The 16,552-nt window shown below is 68.7% G+C and carries 17 protein-coding genes and 2 pseudogenes; 15 read left to right on the top strand and 4 right to left on the bottom strand.

The window, feature by feature from the left end; genetic code table 11:
• The first annotated feature begins 112 nt into the window (after positions 1–112).
• The 4 genes from sucC (at position 113) to P1N55_RS02675 (ending at position 3,575) form a co-directional block, all read left to right on the top strand.
• Positions 113–1,261, top strand: coding sequence for an ADP-forming succinate--CoA ligase subunit beta (gene sucC / locus P1N55_RS02690; protein ID WP_276277471.1), 1,149 nt, complete (start codon positions 113–115; stop codon positions 1,259–1,261).
• A complete protein-coding gene (gene sucD, locus P1N55_RS02685; RefSeq protein WP_276277470.1) occupies positions 1,258–2,130 on the top strand; it encodes a succinate--CoA ligase subunit alpha in 873 nt (290 codons plus the stop codon). The genes sucC and sucD overlap by 4 nt, the downstream gene beginning before the upstream one ends.
• 42 nt (positions 2,131–2,172) lie before the next feature.
• Positions 2,173–3,168, top strand: a complete 996-nt coding sequence (locus P1N55_RS02680) for an ATP-binding protein (protein ID WP_276277469.1) — start codon at positions 2,173–2,175, stop codon at positions 3,166–3,168.
• 170 nt (positions 3,169–3,338) lie between these two features.
• Positions 3,339–3,575 carry an HVO_2901 family zinc finger protein gene (locus tag P1N55_RS02675; RefSeq protein WP_276277468.1) on the top strand — a complete coding sequence of 79 codons (237 nt, stop codon included), beginning with the start codon at positions 3,339–3,341 and terminating at the stop codon, positions 3,573–3,575.
• Positions 3,576–3,619: 44 nt separating this feature from the next.
• On the opposite strand, the gene P1N55_RS02670 is transcribed toward P1N55_RS02675, so the two are convergent.
• A complete protein-coding gene (locus P1N55_RS02670; RefSeq protein ID WP_276277467.1) occupies positions 3,620–4,054 on the bottom strand; it encodes an SRPBCC family protein in 435 nt (144 codons plus the stop codon).
• 60 nt (positions 4,055–4,114) lie between these two features.
• Here P1N55_RS02670 and P1N55_RS02665 point away from each other — a divergent pair, with 60 nt between their 5' ends.
• The 6 genes and pseudogenes from P1N55_RS02665 (at position 4,115) to P1N55_RS02640 (ending at position 9,974) form a co-directional block, all read left to right on the top strand.
• Positions 4,115–5,017, top strand: a complete 903-nt coding sequence (locus tag P1N55_RS02665) for an ABC transporter ATP-binding protein (protein ID WP_276277466.1) — start codon at positions 4,115–4,117, stop codon at positions 5,015–5,017.
• A pseudogene (locus P1N55_RS02660) lies at positions 5,018–6,888 on the top strand (ABC transporter permease).
• Positions 6,881–7,964, top strand: a pseudogene (locus tag P1N55_RS02655) (ABC transporter permease). The pseudogenes P1N55_RS02660 and P1N55_RS02655 overlap by 8 nt, the downstream one beginning before the upstream one ends.
• A 40-nt stretch (positions 7,965–8,004) precedes the next feature.
• Positions 8,005–8,982 carry an aldo/keto reductase gene (locus tag P1N55_RS02650; protein WP_276277465.1) on the top strand — a complete coding sequence of 326 codons (978 nt, stop codon included), beginning with the start codon at positions 8,005–8,007 and terminating at the stop codon, positions 8,980–8,982.
• 151 nt (positions 8,983–9,133) lie between these two features.
• Entirely contained in the window at positions 9,134–9,565 is a 432-nt protein-coding gene (locus tag P1N55_RS02645; protein ID WP_276277464.1) for a DUF7522 family protein, read from the top strand.
• Between the two features lie 121 nt (positions 9,566–9,686).
• Positions 9,687–9,974, top strand: coding sequence for a hypothetical protein (locus P1N55_RS02640; RefSeq protein ID WP_276277463.1), 288 nt, complete (start codon positions 9,687–9,689; stop codon positions 9,972–9,974).
• A 12-nt stretch (positions 9,975–9,986) separates the two neighbouring features.
• On the opposite strand, the gene P1N55_RS02635 is transcribed toward P1N55_RS02640, so the two are convergent.
• Entirely contained in the window at positions 9,987–10,259 is a 273-nt protein-coding gene (locus P1N55_RS02635) for a hypothetical protein (RefSeq protein ID WP_276277462.1), read from the bottom strand.
• Positions 10,256–10,759, bottom strand: coding sequence for a macro domain-containing protein (locus tag P1N55_RS02630; RefSeq protein WP_276277461.1), 504 nt, complete (start codon positions 10,757–10,759; stop codon positions 10,256–10,258). The genes P1N55_RS02635 and P1N55_RS02630 overlap by 4 nt, the downstream gene beginning before the upstream one ends.
• A 93-nt stretch (positions 10,760–10,852) precedes the next feature.
• Here P1N55_RS02630 and P1N55_RS02625 point away from each other — a divergent pair, with 93 nt between their 5' ends.
• From P1N55_RS02625 to P1N55_RS02605, 5 genes are all read left to right on the top strand, one after another.
• On the top strand, positions 10,853–11,533 hold the full coding sequence (locus P1N55_RS02625) for a YqjF family protein (protein WP_276277460.1): 681 nt from the start codon (positions 10,853–10,855) through the stop codon (positions 11,531–11,533).
• Between the two features lie 44 nt (positions 11,534–11,577).
• The gene (locus P1N55_RS02620; protein ID WP_276277459.1) at positions 11,578–12,279 is read left to right on the top strand and encodes a DUF2071 domain-containing protein; all 702 of its coding nucleotides are present in this window, start codon (positions 11,578–11,580) and stop codon (positions 12,277–12,279) included.
• A gap of 52 nt (positions 12,280–12,331) precedes the next feature.
• On the top strand, positions 12,332–13,126 hold the full coding sequence (locus P1N55_RS02615) for an HAD-IIA family hydrolase (RefSeq protein ID WP_276277458.1): 795 nt from the start codon (positions 12,332–12,334) through the stop codon (positions 13,124–13,126).
• 65 nt (positions 13,127–13,191) lie between these two features.
• On the top strand, positions 13,192–13,785 hold the full coding sequence (locus tag P1N55_RS02610; protein ID WP_276277457.1) for a DJ-1/PfpI family protein: 594 nt from the start codon (positions 13,192–13,194) through the stop codon (positions 13,783–13,785).
• Positions 13,786–13,846: 61 nt separating this feature from the next.
• Positions 13,847–14,434, top strand: a complete 588-nt coding sequence (locus P1N55_RS02605; RefSeq protein WP_276277456.1) for a hypothetical protein — start codon at positions 13,847–13,849, stop codon at positions 14,432–14,434.
• Positions 14,435–14,437: 3 nt separating this feature from the next.
• Here the strand turns inward: P1N55_RS02605 and P1N55_RS19565 are convergent, their stop codons facing one another.
• Complete coding sequence (locus P1N55_RS19565; protein ID WP_346429994.1) at positions 14,438–16,480, bottom strand: PQQ-dependent sugar dehydrogenase; 2,043 nt, start codon at positions 16,478–16,480, stop codon at positions 14,438–14,440.
• Between the last annotated feature and the right edge of the window lie 72 nt (positions 16,481–16,552).

Below are 16,552 nucleotides of genomic sequence, written 5' to 3'. Positions count from 1 at the left end.
GCACGACCGGGAACACGGTGCCGAAACGACCGGCAATACTGTGGGTCGGGAACCGGCCGCCCCGTCGTGTACAGACGGATTTAAACCGTCCCCACTCCCCTTTCCGCATGACATGCGATTGCACGAATACCAGGCGAAGCGAGTCTTCGCCGACGCGGGCGTCCCCACTCCCGCATCGAGTCTGGCCGAGACAGTGGAGGAGGCCGTCGACGCGGCCGAGGAGATCGGCTATCCGGTCGCTATCAAGGCACAGGTACACGTCGGCGGGCGCGGGAAGGCCGGCGGCATCGAACTCGTCGAGAACGCCGAGGAGGCCCGCGAGGCCGCAAAGAACATCATCGGGATGGACCTCAAGGGCTACCACGTCAGGACCGTGCTCGTCGAGGAGGCCGTCGACTTCGTCAACGAGCTGTACGTCGGCGTGACCATGGACCGCGGTGAGGGCAAGCCCGTCGCGATGGTCTCGACGAAGGGTGGTGTCAACATCGAGGAGGTCGCCGAGGAGACCCCCGACGCCATCGCGCGCGAGCACATCGACCCCGCGTTCGGGATGCACCCCTTCCAGGCTCGGAAGGTCGTCTACGAGGCCGGCGTCGACCGCGACCTCGCCAACGACGTGGCGAGCGTCCTGCGCACGCTCTACCAGCTCTGGGACGACCGCGACGGCAGCGACGTCGAGGTCAACCCGCTGATGATCACCAGCGACGACGAGGTCATCGCGGCCGACGCGGTGATGAACATCGACGACGACGCGCTCTTTCGCCAGCCCGAACTCGCCGAGATGGGCGAGGAGGCGGCCGAGGGCGACGAGCTCGAACAGAAGGCCGACGAGTACGGCTTCGACTACGTCCGCCTGTCGGGCAACGTCGGCATCATCGGCAACGGCGCGGGCCTCGTGATGACGACGCTGGACCTCGTGGACCACTACGGCGGGTCGCCCGCCAACTTCCTGGACGTGGGTGGCGGCGCGAAGGCCGACCGCATCGCGAACGCGCTCGATATGGTGTTCTCCGACGAGAACGTCGACTCGGTCGTGTTCAACATCTTCGGCGGCATCACCCGCGGCGACGAGGTCGCGATGGGTATCAACCAGGCCCTCGAGCAGTTCGACGAGATTCCGAAACCCGTCGTCGTCCGACTCGCGGGCACGAACGCCGAGGAGGGTATGGAGATTCTGAACGAGGACCTGGTGACCGTCGAGCACACGCTGGAGGACGCCGTCCAGCGTGCCGTCGACTACGCCGGGGAGGTGGACAAATGAGTGTTCTAGTCGACGAAGACACGCGCGTGGTCGTACAGGGTATTACCGGCGGCGAAGGGAAGTTCCACACCGAGCAGATGCTCGAGTACGGGACCAACGTCGTCGCGGGAGCAGTGCCGGGCCGTGGCGGCCAGGAGGTCGCCGGTGTGCCGGTCTACGACACGGTCCACCAGGCCGCTCGCGAGGAGGACGCCAACGCCTCCGTCGTGTTCGTGCCGCCCGCGTTCGCCGCGGACGCCTGCTTCGAGGCGCTCGACGCGAAGGGGCTGGACCTCGTCGTCGCCATCACCGAAGGGGTACCGACCCAGGACATGTCGCGGGTCTACCGCAAACTGCAGGAGACCGACGCACATCTCGTCGGTCCGAACTGTCCCGGCGTCATCACGCCCGGCGTCGCCAAGCTGGGCATCCTCCCGGGCAACATCTTCTCCTCGGGGAACGTCGGGCTGGTCTCGCGCTCCGGCACGCTGACCTACCAGGTCGTCGACAACCTCACCGACCGGGGCCTGGGCCAGACCACCGCCATCGGCATCGGCGGCGACCCCATCATCGGCACCGGGTTCATCGACGCCCTCGAGCTGTTCGAGGCCGACCCTGACACCCACGCCGTCGTGATGTGCGGTGAGATCGGCGGCGAGGACGAGGAGGAGGCCGCGAGATACATCGGGGCCAACATGGACACGCCCGTCGCTGGCTTCATCGCCGGTCGGACGGCACCGCCGGGCAAGCGCATGGGTCACGCCGGCGCCATCGTCTCGGGGTCCGGGACCGGCACCGCCCAGTCCAAGATCAACGCGCTCGAGGACAACGGCGTCCCTGTCGGCGACACTCCCGAAGAGGTCGCCGACCACGTCGAGGACCTGCTGTAGGCGGCGACGGATTCATAGGGGCCCCTTTCGTAGCGGTCGGCAGTGAACCGAACGGGTGAGGCAGTACGGGTCGCCGTCGTCGGCGAAGCCACGACGCACTCGGAGCCCCTCGAGTCGGACCTCGACGCCGGGGCCGTGGATGTCGTCGCGTCCACGGAGACCGCGGCGGCGGCAGCCGACTGCGACGTCGACGCCGTGGTCGTCATCGACGCGCCGCCGGGCCACGACGGACTCGCCGAACTCGAGGCGGCGCGCCAGGCTGACCCGGCGCGGCCCGTGTTCGTCGCCACCGAGTCGACCGACCCGGCGCGCGTCGAGGCGCTGCTGTCGGCCGGCGCCACGGACGTGACGGTACTCGACAGTCCCGGGAGTCCGGCACAGCTCGTGGCACGGGTCAGTGCCCGGACGACCACGCCGACCGGCGACGGCCACCGCGTCGCACACCGCTGGAGCGACGTCGCGAGCAGCCTCGCCCACGACGCGAAGAACCCGCTGAACGTGGTCGTCGGGCGGCTTGAACTGATGGAGGTGGACCCGGTACACGCGGACGCGATCTCCCGATCGGTCGACCGCATCGGCTCGCTGCTCGAGGAACTGTCGACGCTCGGGTCGGCGAGCCGGCGGGTCACGGAGACGGAACGCGTCGACGTCGGCGACGTCGCCGAGACGGTCTGGCGGACCCTCGATGCCGGCGACGCGACCCTGGAGACCGACGACGACGTCACCGTCGAGGCAGATCCCGAGCGCCTGCAGACGTTGCTCGAACGCCTCTTCGAGAACGCCCTCGAACACGGCGGCGAGGACGTCACCGTCACCGTCACGGCGACTGACAGCGGCTTCGCCGTCTCTGACGACGGACCCGGCATCTCCGCCGACGACCGTGACCACGTCTTCGAGCAGGGGTACGCGACGACGGACGCCGGCGAGGGGTACGGCCTGTTCGTCGCCGCGACGATCGCCGACGCCCACGGGTGGACCCTCGAGGTCGGCGAGAGCGAGGCCGGCGGGGCCCGCCTGTCGGTGATCACCGGCCGCTGAGTGACGCCGCGGTAGGGCTGGCTGAACCGACCGCCCACGACGAGATGGGCGGACCGACGGACGCTACATCGACGCCGCTACCGAGAACGGAGATATCGGGGTAGGACCGCCGAAACGCTACTCGTGAACGTTCCGGTGTAGATATAAGGCATGAATATGTATCTTCCTCTATGCCTCACACTTGCCGGAACTGCAAGCGGACGTTCGGCACGGAACTCGAACTCGAACTCCACCTCGACACCTGTTCTGCGGGCCAGCTCTACTGCGACGAGTGTGGCGGGCGCTTCACGGAGCGCTCGGCCACAGAGGACGGGTGGTACTATCGCTGTCCGAACGAGGACTGCGACGGCGAGGGTATCGGCGAGGACATCCACAACGTCTCTGACGCGCGAGTAACGAACCGGTAGTCCTGCACCCGTCCCGACACAGGCACAGCACCCCCGAGCAGCGCTCAGGGGCCCACCGAGCGTCCGGCGGCGAGCGACGCCACGTTCCGGCAGGCTCGCACACACACCGGCACGTAGCCGGCGGCGAGTACGGGGATCTCGAAGACGACCCGCGAGCCGTGGGTCCCCGCGTCCGCCCGGTGGCCCGTCGCCGGAATCCGGGCGACGTCCCACGTCCACCGGTAGGCCCGGCACGCCGTCACTTCGAAGGGGAGCCAGAGGCCCCCGACGGTCCGAACCCGACCGGTCGTCCCGGCCTCGATGACCCGGATGTCGGCCTCGACGTCGGTGATGGAGGGCCCCCAGTCGGGCCACAGCGCCGTGTCGGTCAGGACTGTCCACACCGTGTCCCGCGACGCGTCGACGGGGTGGCTTACGACCAGTCGGCGTCCGTCCGCCGTGTGCCGTACCGAGACGTCCGTCTCGCCGATGGCGGTCATTATCAAAACCAATAGACCGGCGCCAAGGTATAGGTTCGTGCCGTCACAACCGACGCGCAGATGATAGACGCCCGTGATCTTCGCAAGGAGTACGGCGATTTCGTCGCCGTCCGGGGCAGTTCGTTCACGGTTGACCGGGGCGAGGTGTTCGGCATCATCGGCCCCAACGGCGCCGGCAAGACGACGACGCTGAAGATGCTCGCCGGCCTGTTGGACCCGACGAGCGGCGAGGCGACCATCGCCGGCTACGACACCGAGACGACGGAGATGCGCCGTCGCCTGGGCTTCCTCCCCGAGGAGTCGCCCCTCTACGAGGAGATGACCCCCCTCTCGTATCTGGACTTCTTCGCCGACCTCTACGACGTCGACCCGGACGTGGCCGACGAGCGGACCCACGAGACGCTCGACGAACTGGACTTAGAGCACCGCGACCGGAAGCTGGGCGACATGTCGAAGGGAATGAAACGGAAGGTAGCCATCGCCCGATCGCTCATCAACGACCCCGACGTGCTCATCTACGACGAACCAGCGTCGGGTCTGGACCCGCTGACGACCAACTACGTCATCGAGTTCACCGAGCAGCTGGCCGCCGAGGGCAAGACCATCGTCTTCTCCGCGCACAATCTCTTTCACGTCGAATCCATCTGTGACCGCGTCGCCATCATGAACGAGGGCGACATCGTCGCCCGCGGCGACCTGGCGGCACTCCAGGACGAGTACGGCGAGACGCGCTACCACGTCTACACCACCGTCGACGTTCCGGACGCCACCCGCGTCAACGGCAACTACGAGCGGGTGGTCGAGAGCATGGCCGCCGTCGAGGAGACCCGGGAGGCCGCACAGGCCGCGGGCGGCGAAGTGGTCGACATCCGGACCGAGGAGTCGAGCCTCGAGGAGGTGTTCCTCAACGTGGCCGACGCCGGCACGCGCGGGACGCGGTACGTGGGGGAGGACGCGACGTAGATGGAGTGGGACAAGCTCCTGCGCGTCGCGCGGTGGGAGGTGACCAAGAACGCCGGCGGCCTCGACCGGCGGACCGTCGCCGTCATGGCGCTGTCGCTGATTGCGATGGGCGGCGTCGCGGCCATCGCCGTCGGCGGCGGTGGCGCCGGCCTGGACGACGGCCTCTACCGCGTCGGCGCCGACGACGCGAGCCCGTTCTACGACGTGGCGGCCGCCGACGGGACGTTCGTCGTCCGGGACCCGGACCCGGCGGCCGTCGAACGTGGCGAGCAGGAACTGCTGTTCCGCGGGACCCGCCTGGTCAGCGTCCCGCGGACGCCGAAAGAACGCGCCGCACTCGACGAGTTCCGCTCCAGCACCGAGCGGTACAACGACCGGACGCTCGCTCGCGACGACAACCAGACGGCGGCGTTCCCCGTCTCGGTGACGCTGGTCTACCGGGAGCAGGCCGGTGCCGACGTGCTGGACCCGCGCGAGGACGGTGGGGCCGCGGGCAGCGATAGCGACAGCGACGACGGGGCCAGTGGCGGTGGCACCGGTGACGGCGGTGGGTCCGACGGCGGCGCGAGCGCGGGCGGCAGTGGTGGCAGCCTCGGCGAAGCCGGTGGTGGCGGGGCGAGCCTGAGCGGTCTCGGCGCCCGCTTGACCGGCGAGGTGCAGGGCGGTACGCCGTCGGACATCTCCCCGCCGTTCCCCTTCGAGTCGCTCGTGCTCGCCTTCCTCTATATCGTCCCGATGAACTTCGTCATCCAGGCCTACGGGTCGTCGATGCTCTCGGAGCGGCTGAACCGCCGGGGCGAGCTCCTGCTCGTGACGCCGGCGTCGCGGGCCGACATCATCGCGGGCAAGACACTCCCCTACCTGCTGGGCGCGGTCGGGGTGGCGACGGCCATCACCGCGACGCTGCGTTTCGGCGGCCTCGCGCCCGGTGGAAGCCCCATCGCCGTGCTGGCGGTGGTCCCGCTGGCACTGCTCTTCCTCGCGGCGACGTTCTGCGGGGCGATGTTCGCCCGGTCGTTCAAGGAACTGACCTTCGTCACCGTCACGATAACCGTCTCGCTGACCTCCTACGCGTTCGTGCCGGCCATCTTCACCGACATCACACCCATCGCGCTCATCTCGCCGCTCACGCTGGTCGTGATGGACCTCACCGGGCAGGCGATCAGTCCGTCGGCCTTCGCCTTCTCGACGCTCCCGCCGCTGGTGACGGCGCTCGTCCTCTTTGGCCTGGGGGCCGGCCTCTACCGCGAGGAGGACATGTTCACCCAGCGCCCCATCCCGCTGAAGGTGCTCGATGCGCTGTCGGGGCGCATCAGGTCGCGGCGGAGCGCGGCCAAGATGAGCGTCGTCCTCCTCCCGTTCGTCGTCGTCGCGGAGCTGGTCGCCATCGCGTTCCTGTTCGTCCTCGACTCGGTGTCGCTGAACGTCTTCGGGACGAACCAGACGCTGGGCGTCCTGCTGATTCTGGGCGTCGTCGCCGTCGTCGAGGAGGTGGCCAAGAGCCTGCACGTGTACGCTGGCTACGACGCCGCCCGGTACGAGCGGACGGTTCGCTCGGCGCTCGGGCTCGGCGCGCTCTCGGGGCTGGGCTTTTTCCTCGCCGAGAAGGGCCTCCTCATCGCCCGTCTCTCGGACCTCGAGAGTCTCTCCATCGGCCAGGCAGCGCTCCAGGGGCGACCCCGCCCGCCGGCGTCCCGCTGTGGGCCGTCGCCCTGCTGTTCTTGCTCGCGCCGCTCGTCTTGCACACGGTGACTGCGGCGCTGTCGGCTGTCGGGGCGACCCGGGGCCGGACGGGCTACCTCGCCGGCCTCGGGGCGGCCGTGGTCGTCCACTTCGCGTACAACCTCACGGTGGTGACCAGCCTTGTCTGATCGGCCGTGGTGGCGCGACCCGCGTCTCGTCGTGGCGAAGCGTGACGTCCTCTCGCTGTCCCGCGAGAAGACCATCGTGCTGGCGCTGCTCATCCAGCTGTTCGTCGCCGGGTTCTCGTCCTTTCTCGTCGTCGGCCTGACCTCGCTGTACGACCCGTCCTCGGTCGCCACCCAGGACGTCGAGATGGCCGTGACCGGCGACGCGCGGGCGGAGCTGCTCGAAGCGGCCCGCGAACAGGAGGGGGCCCGCGCCATCGTCTTCGAGGACCCCGACCGGGCCAGGCAGGCGTTCCAGGACAGGCGGGTCGACGCGGTCCTCGTCGGGCAGTACGTCTCGGCGCCAGACGGGGGCGGGCGGACGATAGACGTCATCGCGACGGCCCGAGGGGAGCATCCGGTCGACGCTCGTCGTCGTGGAGGTCAGGCGGGTCCTGAATGCGCTCGAACGCCAGGAACGCGTCGAGCGAGGCCGCTCGCTCGACGAGCCACCGGCCCCGCTCCCGCGCCAGATCGGTGCCAGTCCGTACTTCGGGTTCACCTACACCGTGTTGATCCCGCTCTTGCTCTTCTTGCCGCCCTTTATCAGCGGGTCTGTCGCCGTCGACGTCGTCACCGAGGAGATAGAGCGCGGGACGCTGGAACTCCTGCGGGTCGCGCCCGTCTCCCTGCTCGACATCGTCGACGGAAAGGCGCTGGGGATGGTCGTCCTGGCGCCGCTCCAGGCGTTGCTGTGGGTCCTGTTGCTCTCGACGAACGGCATCGCCGTCGCCAACCTGGGGACGCTGCTCGTCTTCGTCACCGCCGTCGCCCTGCTCGTGGTGACGTTCGGCGTCGTGCTGGGCCTGGCGACGAAGCGCCGACGGCCCGCTCAGTTGCTGTACTCGGTGCTGACGCTGGTCGTCTTCGGCGCGGCGGTGCTGCTCCCCGAGCACCCGGCGACGACGGTGGCCAAGCTCGCCGTCGACAGTTCGACGCTGCTGACCTACGGCCACGTCGTCGCCACGGTCGCCGTCGCAGCCGGGGCCTACGCCGTCGCCAGACGGTACGTCGGCGCCGTCGACCCCGAGGGGCTCTGAATCAGGTCCTCCCTTTTTATGCTCGGCGGTCGCCGTGGGTATGGAGTACACGACACTCGGTTCGACCGGCGTTGAAGTCAGCCGCCTCTGTCTGGGGTGTATGAGTTTCGGGACCTCCGACTGGCGGGACTGGGTCCTCGAGGAACCCGAGAGCCGCGAGATCATCGAGCGCGCCATCGACCTGGGCATCAACTTCTTCGACACCGCCAACATGTACTCGCTGGGCGAATCGGAGCGGGTCCTCGGGAACGTCCTGGCGGACTACGACCGCGATGCACAGGTCGTCGCGACGAAGGGATTCCACCGGATGGACGAGGACAACCCCAACTCGGCGGGGCTCTCGCGGAAGGCCCTCGAACAGGAGTGTGCGAACTCGCTTTCCCGCCTGGGGATGGACACCGTCGACCTCTACCAGATCCACCGGTGGGACTACGATACGCCTATCGAGGGGACGATGCGGGCCCTCGACGACCTGGTGCGCCGGAACCAGACGCGGTACGTCGGCGCGTCGTCGATGTGGGCCCACCAGTTCGCCGAGGCGCTCCACACCAGCGACCGCGAGGGGCTGGAACGGTTCCTGACGATGCAGAACCACTACAACCTGCTCTACCGCGAGGAGGAACGCGAGATGCTGCCGCTGTGTGACAAGGAGGACGTCGGCGTCATCCCGTGGAGTCCGCTCGCGCGGGGCTATCTCACCCGGCCCCACGAGGAGTTCGAGGCGACCACGCGCGGCGAGACGGACGACCACGCCCGGGGCCACCCCTACTTCGAGGGGAACGGCCGCCAGGTCAACGAGCGCGTCCAGGAGCTGGCCGACGAGTACGACGCCTCGATGGCCCAGATCGCGCTGGCGTGGGTCCTCGAGAAGGAGTGGGTCGACGCACCCATCGTCGGCACCACGAGCATCGAACACCTGGAGGACGCCGTCGCCGCCCTCGACATCGACCTCTCGGCGAGCGACGTCGAGTGGCTCGAGGAACCGTACGAGCCGGTCCGCGTGTCCGGCCACGAGTGACGGACGGAGGCCCCGACCAGGATGGACGCGCCCGCAGCCACAGTTGCTTCCAGGAGATTTGCTGTTCCATCGCCGTTCTTCGCCCCGATTTCGAATGATTGAGGGGAAATCCGACACATAACTTTAAGATGTCAGAATCCCTACGGGGCGCATGTACTCTGTCCCGTTCAGCACCGGCATCGACACCACGTTCGCCGACAGCCTCATCAGCGCCGCCCGGACGACGCTGGGCGATACCCTCCGCAGCGTCATCTACTTCACAGAACGAGACATGGACCTGCTCTACGTCCGCAAGGACCTCTACGAGACCCAGCAGGGCGCCATGGAGGTCAAGTCGCGGCTGGTCGAGTTCGAACGCATCGGCTTCGACGAGGCGCCGGTCCGGTCGGTGCTCTCCGTCCCGAGCGACCCCTCCAGCATCGGGACCTACGAGTTCACCGTACGGATCCACGACGACGGCTACGTCATCCGCCTCCTCGGTGACGGCATCGGCGTCCTCCTGACGACCGACGAGATGGAGGTCGAGGCCTTCCAGGACGCCGCGAAGGCCGTGACGGGACTCCTCGAGGAAGCGGTCGACTGAGCGCCACCGCCGACCGGTCCGTGCCCCTCGGCGGGCAGGTCACCCCGGGCAGGGTGCCGGTGGTGTCAAAGATTAAATAGAACCATCCCGTTCGTCTAGATGAGGTGTGTGAGCAATGCCCATGTCACGGACCGACGACCGGGTGCAGTCGGGACGCACGTGCGGAGCGGACGCTCCGGATGGGCTCCCGGTCGACCCCGTCGAACACTACGTCACCGGCTTCGTCGGGTTCGCGCTGACGCTCGTCGGAACCGCGATGGTCTACCCCGCGCTAGCGGCTGCCAGCGAGGTCCTGCACTACCTCTCGTCGACGCTGCTGGTGTTTACCTTCCTGGCCGCCTGGCTGCTGGTCTGGCTCACGCTGGAGGTCCTGTGGGAGTGGCGCGCGGGCCGACTGGTGCTGACCTGAGCGCCGTCGCCGTCAGGGGACCCGCCCGCCGCGGGTTCCGGGCTGGCCCGTCCCGGCCTGCTCGTGCGTGTGATGGAAGAAGCGGACCAGCGGCGTTCCGTCGTCGTCGCTGACTGGCTGGAAACAGACGCGCCTGAACCGCTCGTTGTCGAGCAGGTTCACCATCAGCCCCTCGTCGTGGACCGACACCGACTCGAAGTCTGCGCCACAGACCGGACAGCGGACGGGGCCGTCCGACTCGGGTTCGGTGGCCCCGGTGTCGGCCGGTCTGTCGAGGTCCGTCACGCCGTGTGTACCTCGTCTGCCACGCGCCGGATGCGCTCGTAGTCCTCGTCGGAGTAGGCGATGAGCCGGACGTCCTCGAGCGAGTCGGGGTCGAACGCCCCGATGGTCTCACAGATGATTCGGACACCGTCCTCGAAGTCGAACCCGGCGATGCCACACCCGAGCGCCGGGAGGACCATCGACGCACAGCCCAGCGCGTCGGCCTCCTCGAGGGCGTTCCGCGTGGCGTCGCGGATGCTGTCGGCTGTGGAAGACCCGCCCGGAGGCATCGCCGCCGCGTGAATCACGTACTCGGCGTCCAGGTCGTACGCGTCCGTCGTCGCGACGCCGCCGAGTTCGACCGGCCCCTTCGAGACGGCCTCGTCGTCCAGCCCCGCGCCGGCCGCCCGTTTGAGCGCCCCGGCGACCCCCGACCCCATGTGGAGGCTCGTGTTCGCGGCGTTGACCAGTACGTCCGCCGACTGGGCGGCGATGTCGCCCTGGATGACCTCGAAGTCCATACGTGGGCCGTCGGCCCCGTGGTCAAAGCGTTGCCGGGAGCGTGGGGACACCTCTCACGACAGGCCGAAAGTCCTCGAGTACGTACGGCTGGTATGGACATCCTCCGGATGCGCTGGCGGGACGTGGGATTCCTCCACTGGCCGGTCGACCCGTCCGTCGTCGCCGAGACCCTCCCCGACCCGTTGACCGTCGACACCTACGACGGCGACGCGTACCTGGGTGTCGTTCCCTTCCGGATGGCCGACATCAGGCCCCGGGGGAGCCCTGTCGGCCGCTCGTTCGGCGAGTTGAACCTGCGAACCTACGTCCGCGCCGGCGGGACCCCCGGGGTGTACTTCTACAACCTGGACGCCGACGACGCGCTCAGCGTCCGCCTCGCCCGTCGACTGTTCATGCTGCCGTACTACTCGGCGTCGATGCGCGTCGAGTCCCGCGACGGTCGAGTGCGGTTCCAGAGCGAGCGGCCCGGGACGAACGGGCCGACGGCCCGGTTCGACGTGACCTACGAGGGTGACGGAGCGCCGTCGACACCCGACACACACTCGCTGGAGCAGTTCCTCGTCGAGCGGTACCGGTTCTACGCAAGCGCGGAGAACGGGCAGGTCTACTACGCCGACATCAACCACGAGCCCTGGCCACTGGAGGGCGGGACGGCCGACGTCCGCCGGAACGAGCTCTTCGACGTCAACGGCTTCGAGTACCCCGACGGCGACCCGCTCGTCCACTACAGCGAGGGCATCGACGTCTCCGCTGGCGTCCTCCACCGGTTGTAGGGCCGGGCGCTACACTGATTGCGGTCCTGCCCCAAGCAGGGGACGTGGTCTCGGTCAGCCCGCTGCGGACGACGCTCGACGACGTGTGCTTCTGTCACTGGCCGGTCGACCCCGACGCCCCGAGACTGGTGGTGCCCGACTGGCTCACCGTCGAGGCCGTCGACGGGGACGCGTGGATCTCGGCGGTCGCGCACACCGTCGAGCGCGTCCGGGCGTTCGGCGTCGACCTGACGCGGCCGGCCGCTGCCGTGAACCTGCGGACGTACGTCCGGGGGCCGACCGACCAGCGCGGGGTCTACTTCCTCGGTCTGTACACCGACGACCGGTTCACGCGGGAGGCGGCCGGCCGCCTGCTCGGCCTCCCCTATCGCCGCGGGCGTCTCGCCGTCCGCCACGGGGCCGGTGGGTCGACCCGCCGGACGCTCGACGTGGACGGTCGCCGAGCACTGGACGTCGAGTACACGCCCGCGGATAGCGACGGGACGACGGCACCGCCAGACTCGCTCGCGGGCTTCCTCGTCGAGCGTGAGCGCTACTTCGCGACGGGGCCCGCCGGGACGCGCCTCGTCGGGAGCGTCGGGCACGACCCCTGGCGACTCGTCCCGGTCGAGGCGTCCGTCGGGAGTGCACCTCTCGAGCTGGTGGGGCTTGAGGGTGCCGTCGCCGACCCGCTGGTCCACTACAGCCCCGGTATCGAGGTCTCCCTGGCGCCGCCGACGCCACTGGCCGGGTCACGGCGTCGGTGACGTCGGGTCGGGCGAGACGGCTTTTTGTCTCTCGGGCCCCAAACCCCGGTAGATGACCTACGGGGGTGTAATTCTGGATCTGGACGGAACCGTCTACCGCGGCGACACCCTCCTGCCTGGCGTCTCCGACGCCATCGACGAGATACGGCGTCAGGGGGCCGACATCTGTTTCTTCTCGAACAACCCGCTCCACGACGGCACCGAGTACGTCGAGCGACTCGGTGCCCTCGGCGTCGACGCCCGCCCGGGCGAAGCCTGCTCGTCGGTGGTCGTCACCTGTGAGTACCTCGACTCGCAGCACGCCGGCGACCGGGTGTTCGTCGTCGGCAGCGACCCGCTCCGGGCGCACGTCCGCGGAACATCGGTCGACGTCGTCTCGGACCCGGCGGCGGCCGACGTCCTGCTGGCCTCGTGGACGGACTCGTTTCACTACCGCGACCTGGTGGCGTCGCTCCGTGCCGTCGACGAGGACACGACATTCCTCGGGACCGACCCGGACCGGACGTTCCCCGACGAAGACGGGCGGGCCACCCCTGGCTCGGGCGCCATCATCAACGCCATCGCCGGCGTCGTCGACCGGGACCCGGACGCCGTCCTGGGTAAACCCTCGCAGGTGGCCGTCGACGCAGCCCTCGACCGGCTCGGCCGTCAGCCCGAGGAGTGCCTGGTGGTCGGGGACCGCCTCGATACGGACATCGCCATGGGGGCGCGAGCCGGCATGACGACGGCGCTCGTCACGACGGGCGTCACTGACGAGGCCGACCTCGCCCGCAGCGACGTTCGACCGGACTACGTCCTCGACTCGCTCGCCGAGGTGGGGCGGCTCTTCGAGGAGACGCCGGAATAAAGTAATCTGATAATTCACCTCTGTCTTTATTTCCGCCGAGCGAGAACGTACGAACGGTGGAACCAATGAGCAACGACATCCTGATGATAGTCGGCGACTTCGGCGAGGACGCCGAGATACTGGTCCCGTTCCAGGCACTGCAGATGGTCGGTCACGACGTCCACGCGGTCTGTCCGGACAAGGAAGCCGGCGAGAAGATCAAGACGGCCGTCCACGACTTCCGTGGCGACCAGACGTACATGGAGGCCCGTGGCCACGACTTCGAGCTGAACGCGACGATGGCCGACATCGACCCCGGCGACTACGACGCGCTGGTCGTCCCCGGCGGCCGCGCACCCGAGTACCTCCGGACCTACGAGTCGGTCATCGAGGCGGTACAGCACTTCTTCGAGGCCGACAAGCCCGTCGCGGCGCTCTGTCACGGCCCGCAGATCCTCGCCGCCGCGGGCGTCCTCGACGGGTACGAGGCGACGTCGTACCCGGCCTGTCGGCCCGAGTGTGAGGCCGCCGGGTGCACGTGGGTCGACGGCGTCGTCCGCGACCGGAACCTCGTGACGGGCCAGGCCTGGCCGGACCACCCCGAGTGGCTCGCGGAGTTCATGACGCTCATGGGCGACGAGGTGACCCACGGCGACGCGGCGGTGCCGGCCGACGACTGACATCCCTTCGCGGGCGAAACACATTTTTCGACGCCATCCGTCAGATACGAAACGAGTCTCAGTGTCGTCATCTTCCACCGGCCTCGCTCGGAACGCCGAGCGGGGCATCAGAGTCACACTCGTCGCCATCTTCTTCGTCGGCGTCCGTCGGCGGAACTGGAGTGCAGCGGTCAACGCCGTGCTCTCGCTGGCCGGAACCTTCCTCCCGCGGGCCATCGAATCCAGGTACGACGTCGAGTTTCTGCCGTGGCAGCGCCTGTACACCGGGTCGGCGATGGTGACCCACGCCGTCGGCATGCTCGGCCCCTACGACGACGTCTGGTGGTGGGACCACCTCACGCACACCCACTCGGCGACGCTGGTCGGCAGCCTCGTCCACGTCGTCACGCGACGGCGTGGGAACGACCCCACTGCGACCGTCCTGGGTGCCGTCGGCCTGACCGGCATCGCCTGGGAACTCGCGGAGTACGTCATCCACAGCGCCGCGGAAGCGCTGGACATCGAACCCATGCTACGGACCTACGGGCGGACGGACACGCTCTTTGACCTCTGTTTCAACCTCGTCGGCGCGCTGGTGGTCATCGCCGTCGGCGACGAGTACCTCGAGAACTTCGTCGACCGGGACGAGGGTACCCAGGACGGCCGCTGAGGGTCATCCCTCGACGAACCGGTCGGGGACGTAGGCGTACAGCGGCGCTGGGACGAACCGGAGCGCGTGCTTCGTCAGCCACGGTATCCGCCGGCGGACCAGCGCGTAGGCAAGCGAGACCAGTACCGCCCCGGCGACGAGCATCGCCACCGGCCCGTCCGTCACGGCGAGTGCGGGGATCGCGACGGCCGAGGCGACGAGGGCGTCCTCCGGCGATCCGTCGTAGCGAATCCACCGGCGAGGGGCGTGCCAGCGCCCCCGGAAGTGGTCGTACACCGCACGTTCCGACCCCGCCTCCCAGGGGCGCAACTCGAGGCCCCCGCCGAAGATGTCCATCGTCGAGTGCAGGGCCGCCCCCAGCAGGAAGAACCCGACCCCGACGGTGACCGGCGTGTTCGCGACGGCCACGGCCATCGCCGCGACGCCGACGAGCACCCAGTAGTACGTCGGGTAGTGCAGCGTCTTGCGGTGGCCCACGTAGAGGTCCAGGTCGGGGAACACCCCGCCGGCGAACGCCCCCACCATCGCGACACCCGCGTACTCCGGGTTGGTGATTGCGACGACGGACGCGACGGCCACCCCGACGAGCGCGTGGGTCGTTGCCATCATCTCGCCCGAAGATATCGCGTTACGACGTAAAACCGTATCGGCAGGTATGGTACCACGCCGACTGCCTCCCGCAGCCAGATCGGATAGCCGACACTCAGCGCTCCCGAATCCGGTGCACGACGCCGCTCTCGCCACCCACGCGCGCTCGGTCGTACAGACGAGCAGCTCCCCCTCCGGCGTCCGGCCGAACGCGAGCACGTTCTGGCCTACGTCCTCGCCGACGATGGGGACAGCACGGACAGGCCAGCGGCCGCTGTCGTGCTCGCTCGCGACGAACAGGCGGCCGTTCGCCCGCCAGTCGGCGAAGACGTACCGTCCTTCGAGGGCCGGAATCGCCGCCCCGTCGTAGAGGTATCCGCCGATGACGGAGACGCCCGAGACATCGCTCCCACCGTGGGGGTACTCGATAATGGGGTCGACGAGTGCCTGGCCGTCCGGCGTCTCGGTCGGGCAATCCGACGCATCGAAGCAATGTGTCGCCTCGCGGACGTTCCATCCGTAGTTCCCACCCCGTTCGACGAGGTTCACCTCCTCGAACTCGTTTTGCCCGACGTCGGCGACGAAGAATCGACCGTCCGGACCGAACGAGAAGCGCCAGGGGTTGCGAAAGCCCCAGGCGTAGTGTTCCTCGAGGCCGGACTCCCCGACGAGCGGGTTGTCGTCCGGAATCCCGTAGGACTCGCCGCTGGGGGCGTCGTCCACGTCGAGTCTGAGGACACTCCCGAGGAGGTTCTCGGTGACGTCCTGGCCGTTGCCGCCCTCGACGGCGTCGTACCAGTCGTCGACGTGGCCCCGTCCCCGGTCGCCGCCACCACCGCCGTCGCCGACGGCCACGTAGAGGTACCCGTCCGGCCCGAACGTGATAGCGCCGGCGTTGTGGTTCGACTGTGGCTGGGGAATCTCCAGGACGGTCCGTTCGCTCCCCCGGTCGACGGTTCCGTCGCTGACTTCGAACTCGGCCAGCACGAACGTATGCGAGAAGTTCTCTGGTGTCCCGTCCCGTCTGGGCGCGCTGTACCTGACAAACAGGCGGCCGTCGCCGTCGTAGTCGGGGTGCAGCGCCAGGCCGAGCAGGCCACGTTCGTCGTAGCCGTTGACGGACACCATCCGGTCGCGGACGTCGAGGACGGGGCGAGACTCCCCCTCGGGACCGATGCGAGTGACGACACCGGCCTGGTCGGCGACGAAGTACTCGTCCGGCCGGGGCGCGAGGACGTCGACGGGCGCGGTGAACCCGTCCGCCACCGGGTCCCCGGTGAGTTCGAGCGAGGCGAGCGACTGATCGGGCGTCTCGTCAGGGGACGGTGACGAGGGCCCGTTGTCGTCGTCCGTTTCGGTACGCGAGGACGCGGACCCACCCGGACCCACGCACCCTGCGAGCCCGCCGAGTCCGAGCAGGCCCGCCTGGAGGAACTGACGTCGGCGCTGTGAGACCATACCCGCCGTTGGGGCTGGAGTGACAAGAACGCGCGGAATAAACTTCAAACAACGGAAGAGTGTCCCCTCTTC

Origin of the sequence: Haloarcula regularis, assembly GCF_029338315.1 — an archaeon.
Taxonomy (GTDB): Archaea; Halobacteriota; Halobacteria; order Halobacteriales; family Haloarculaceae; genus Haloarcula; species Haloarcula regularis.
The sequence above is the reverse complement of the archived record's forward strand: the minus strand, read 5'-3'. Positions and strand labels throughout refer to the sequence as shown.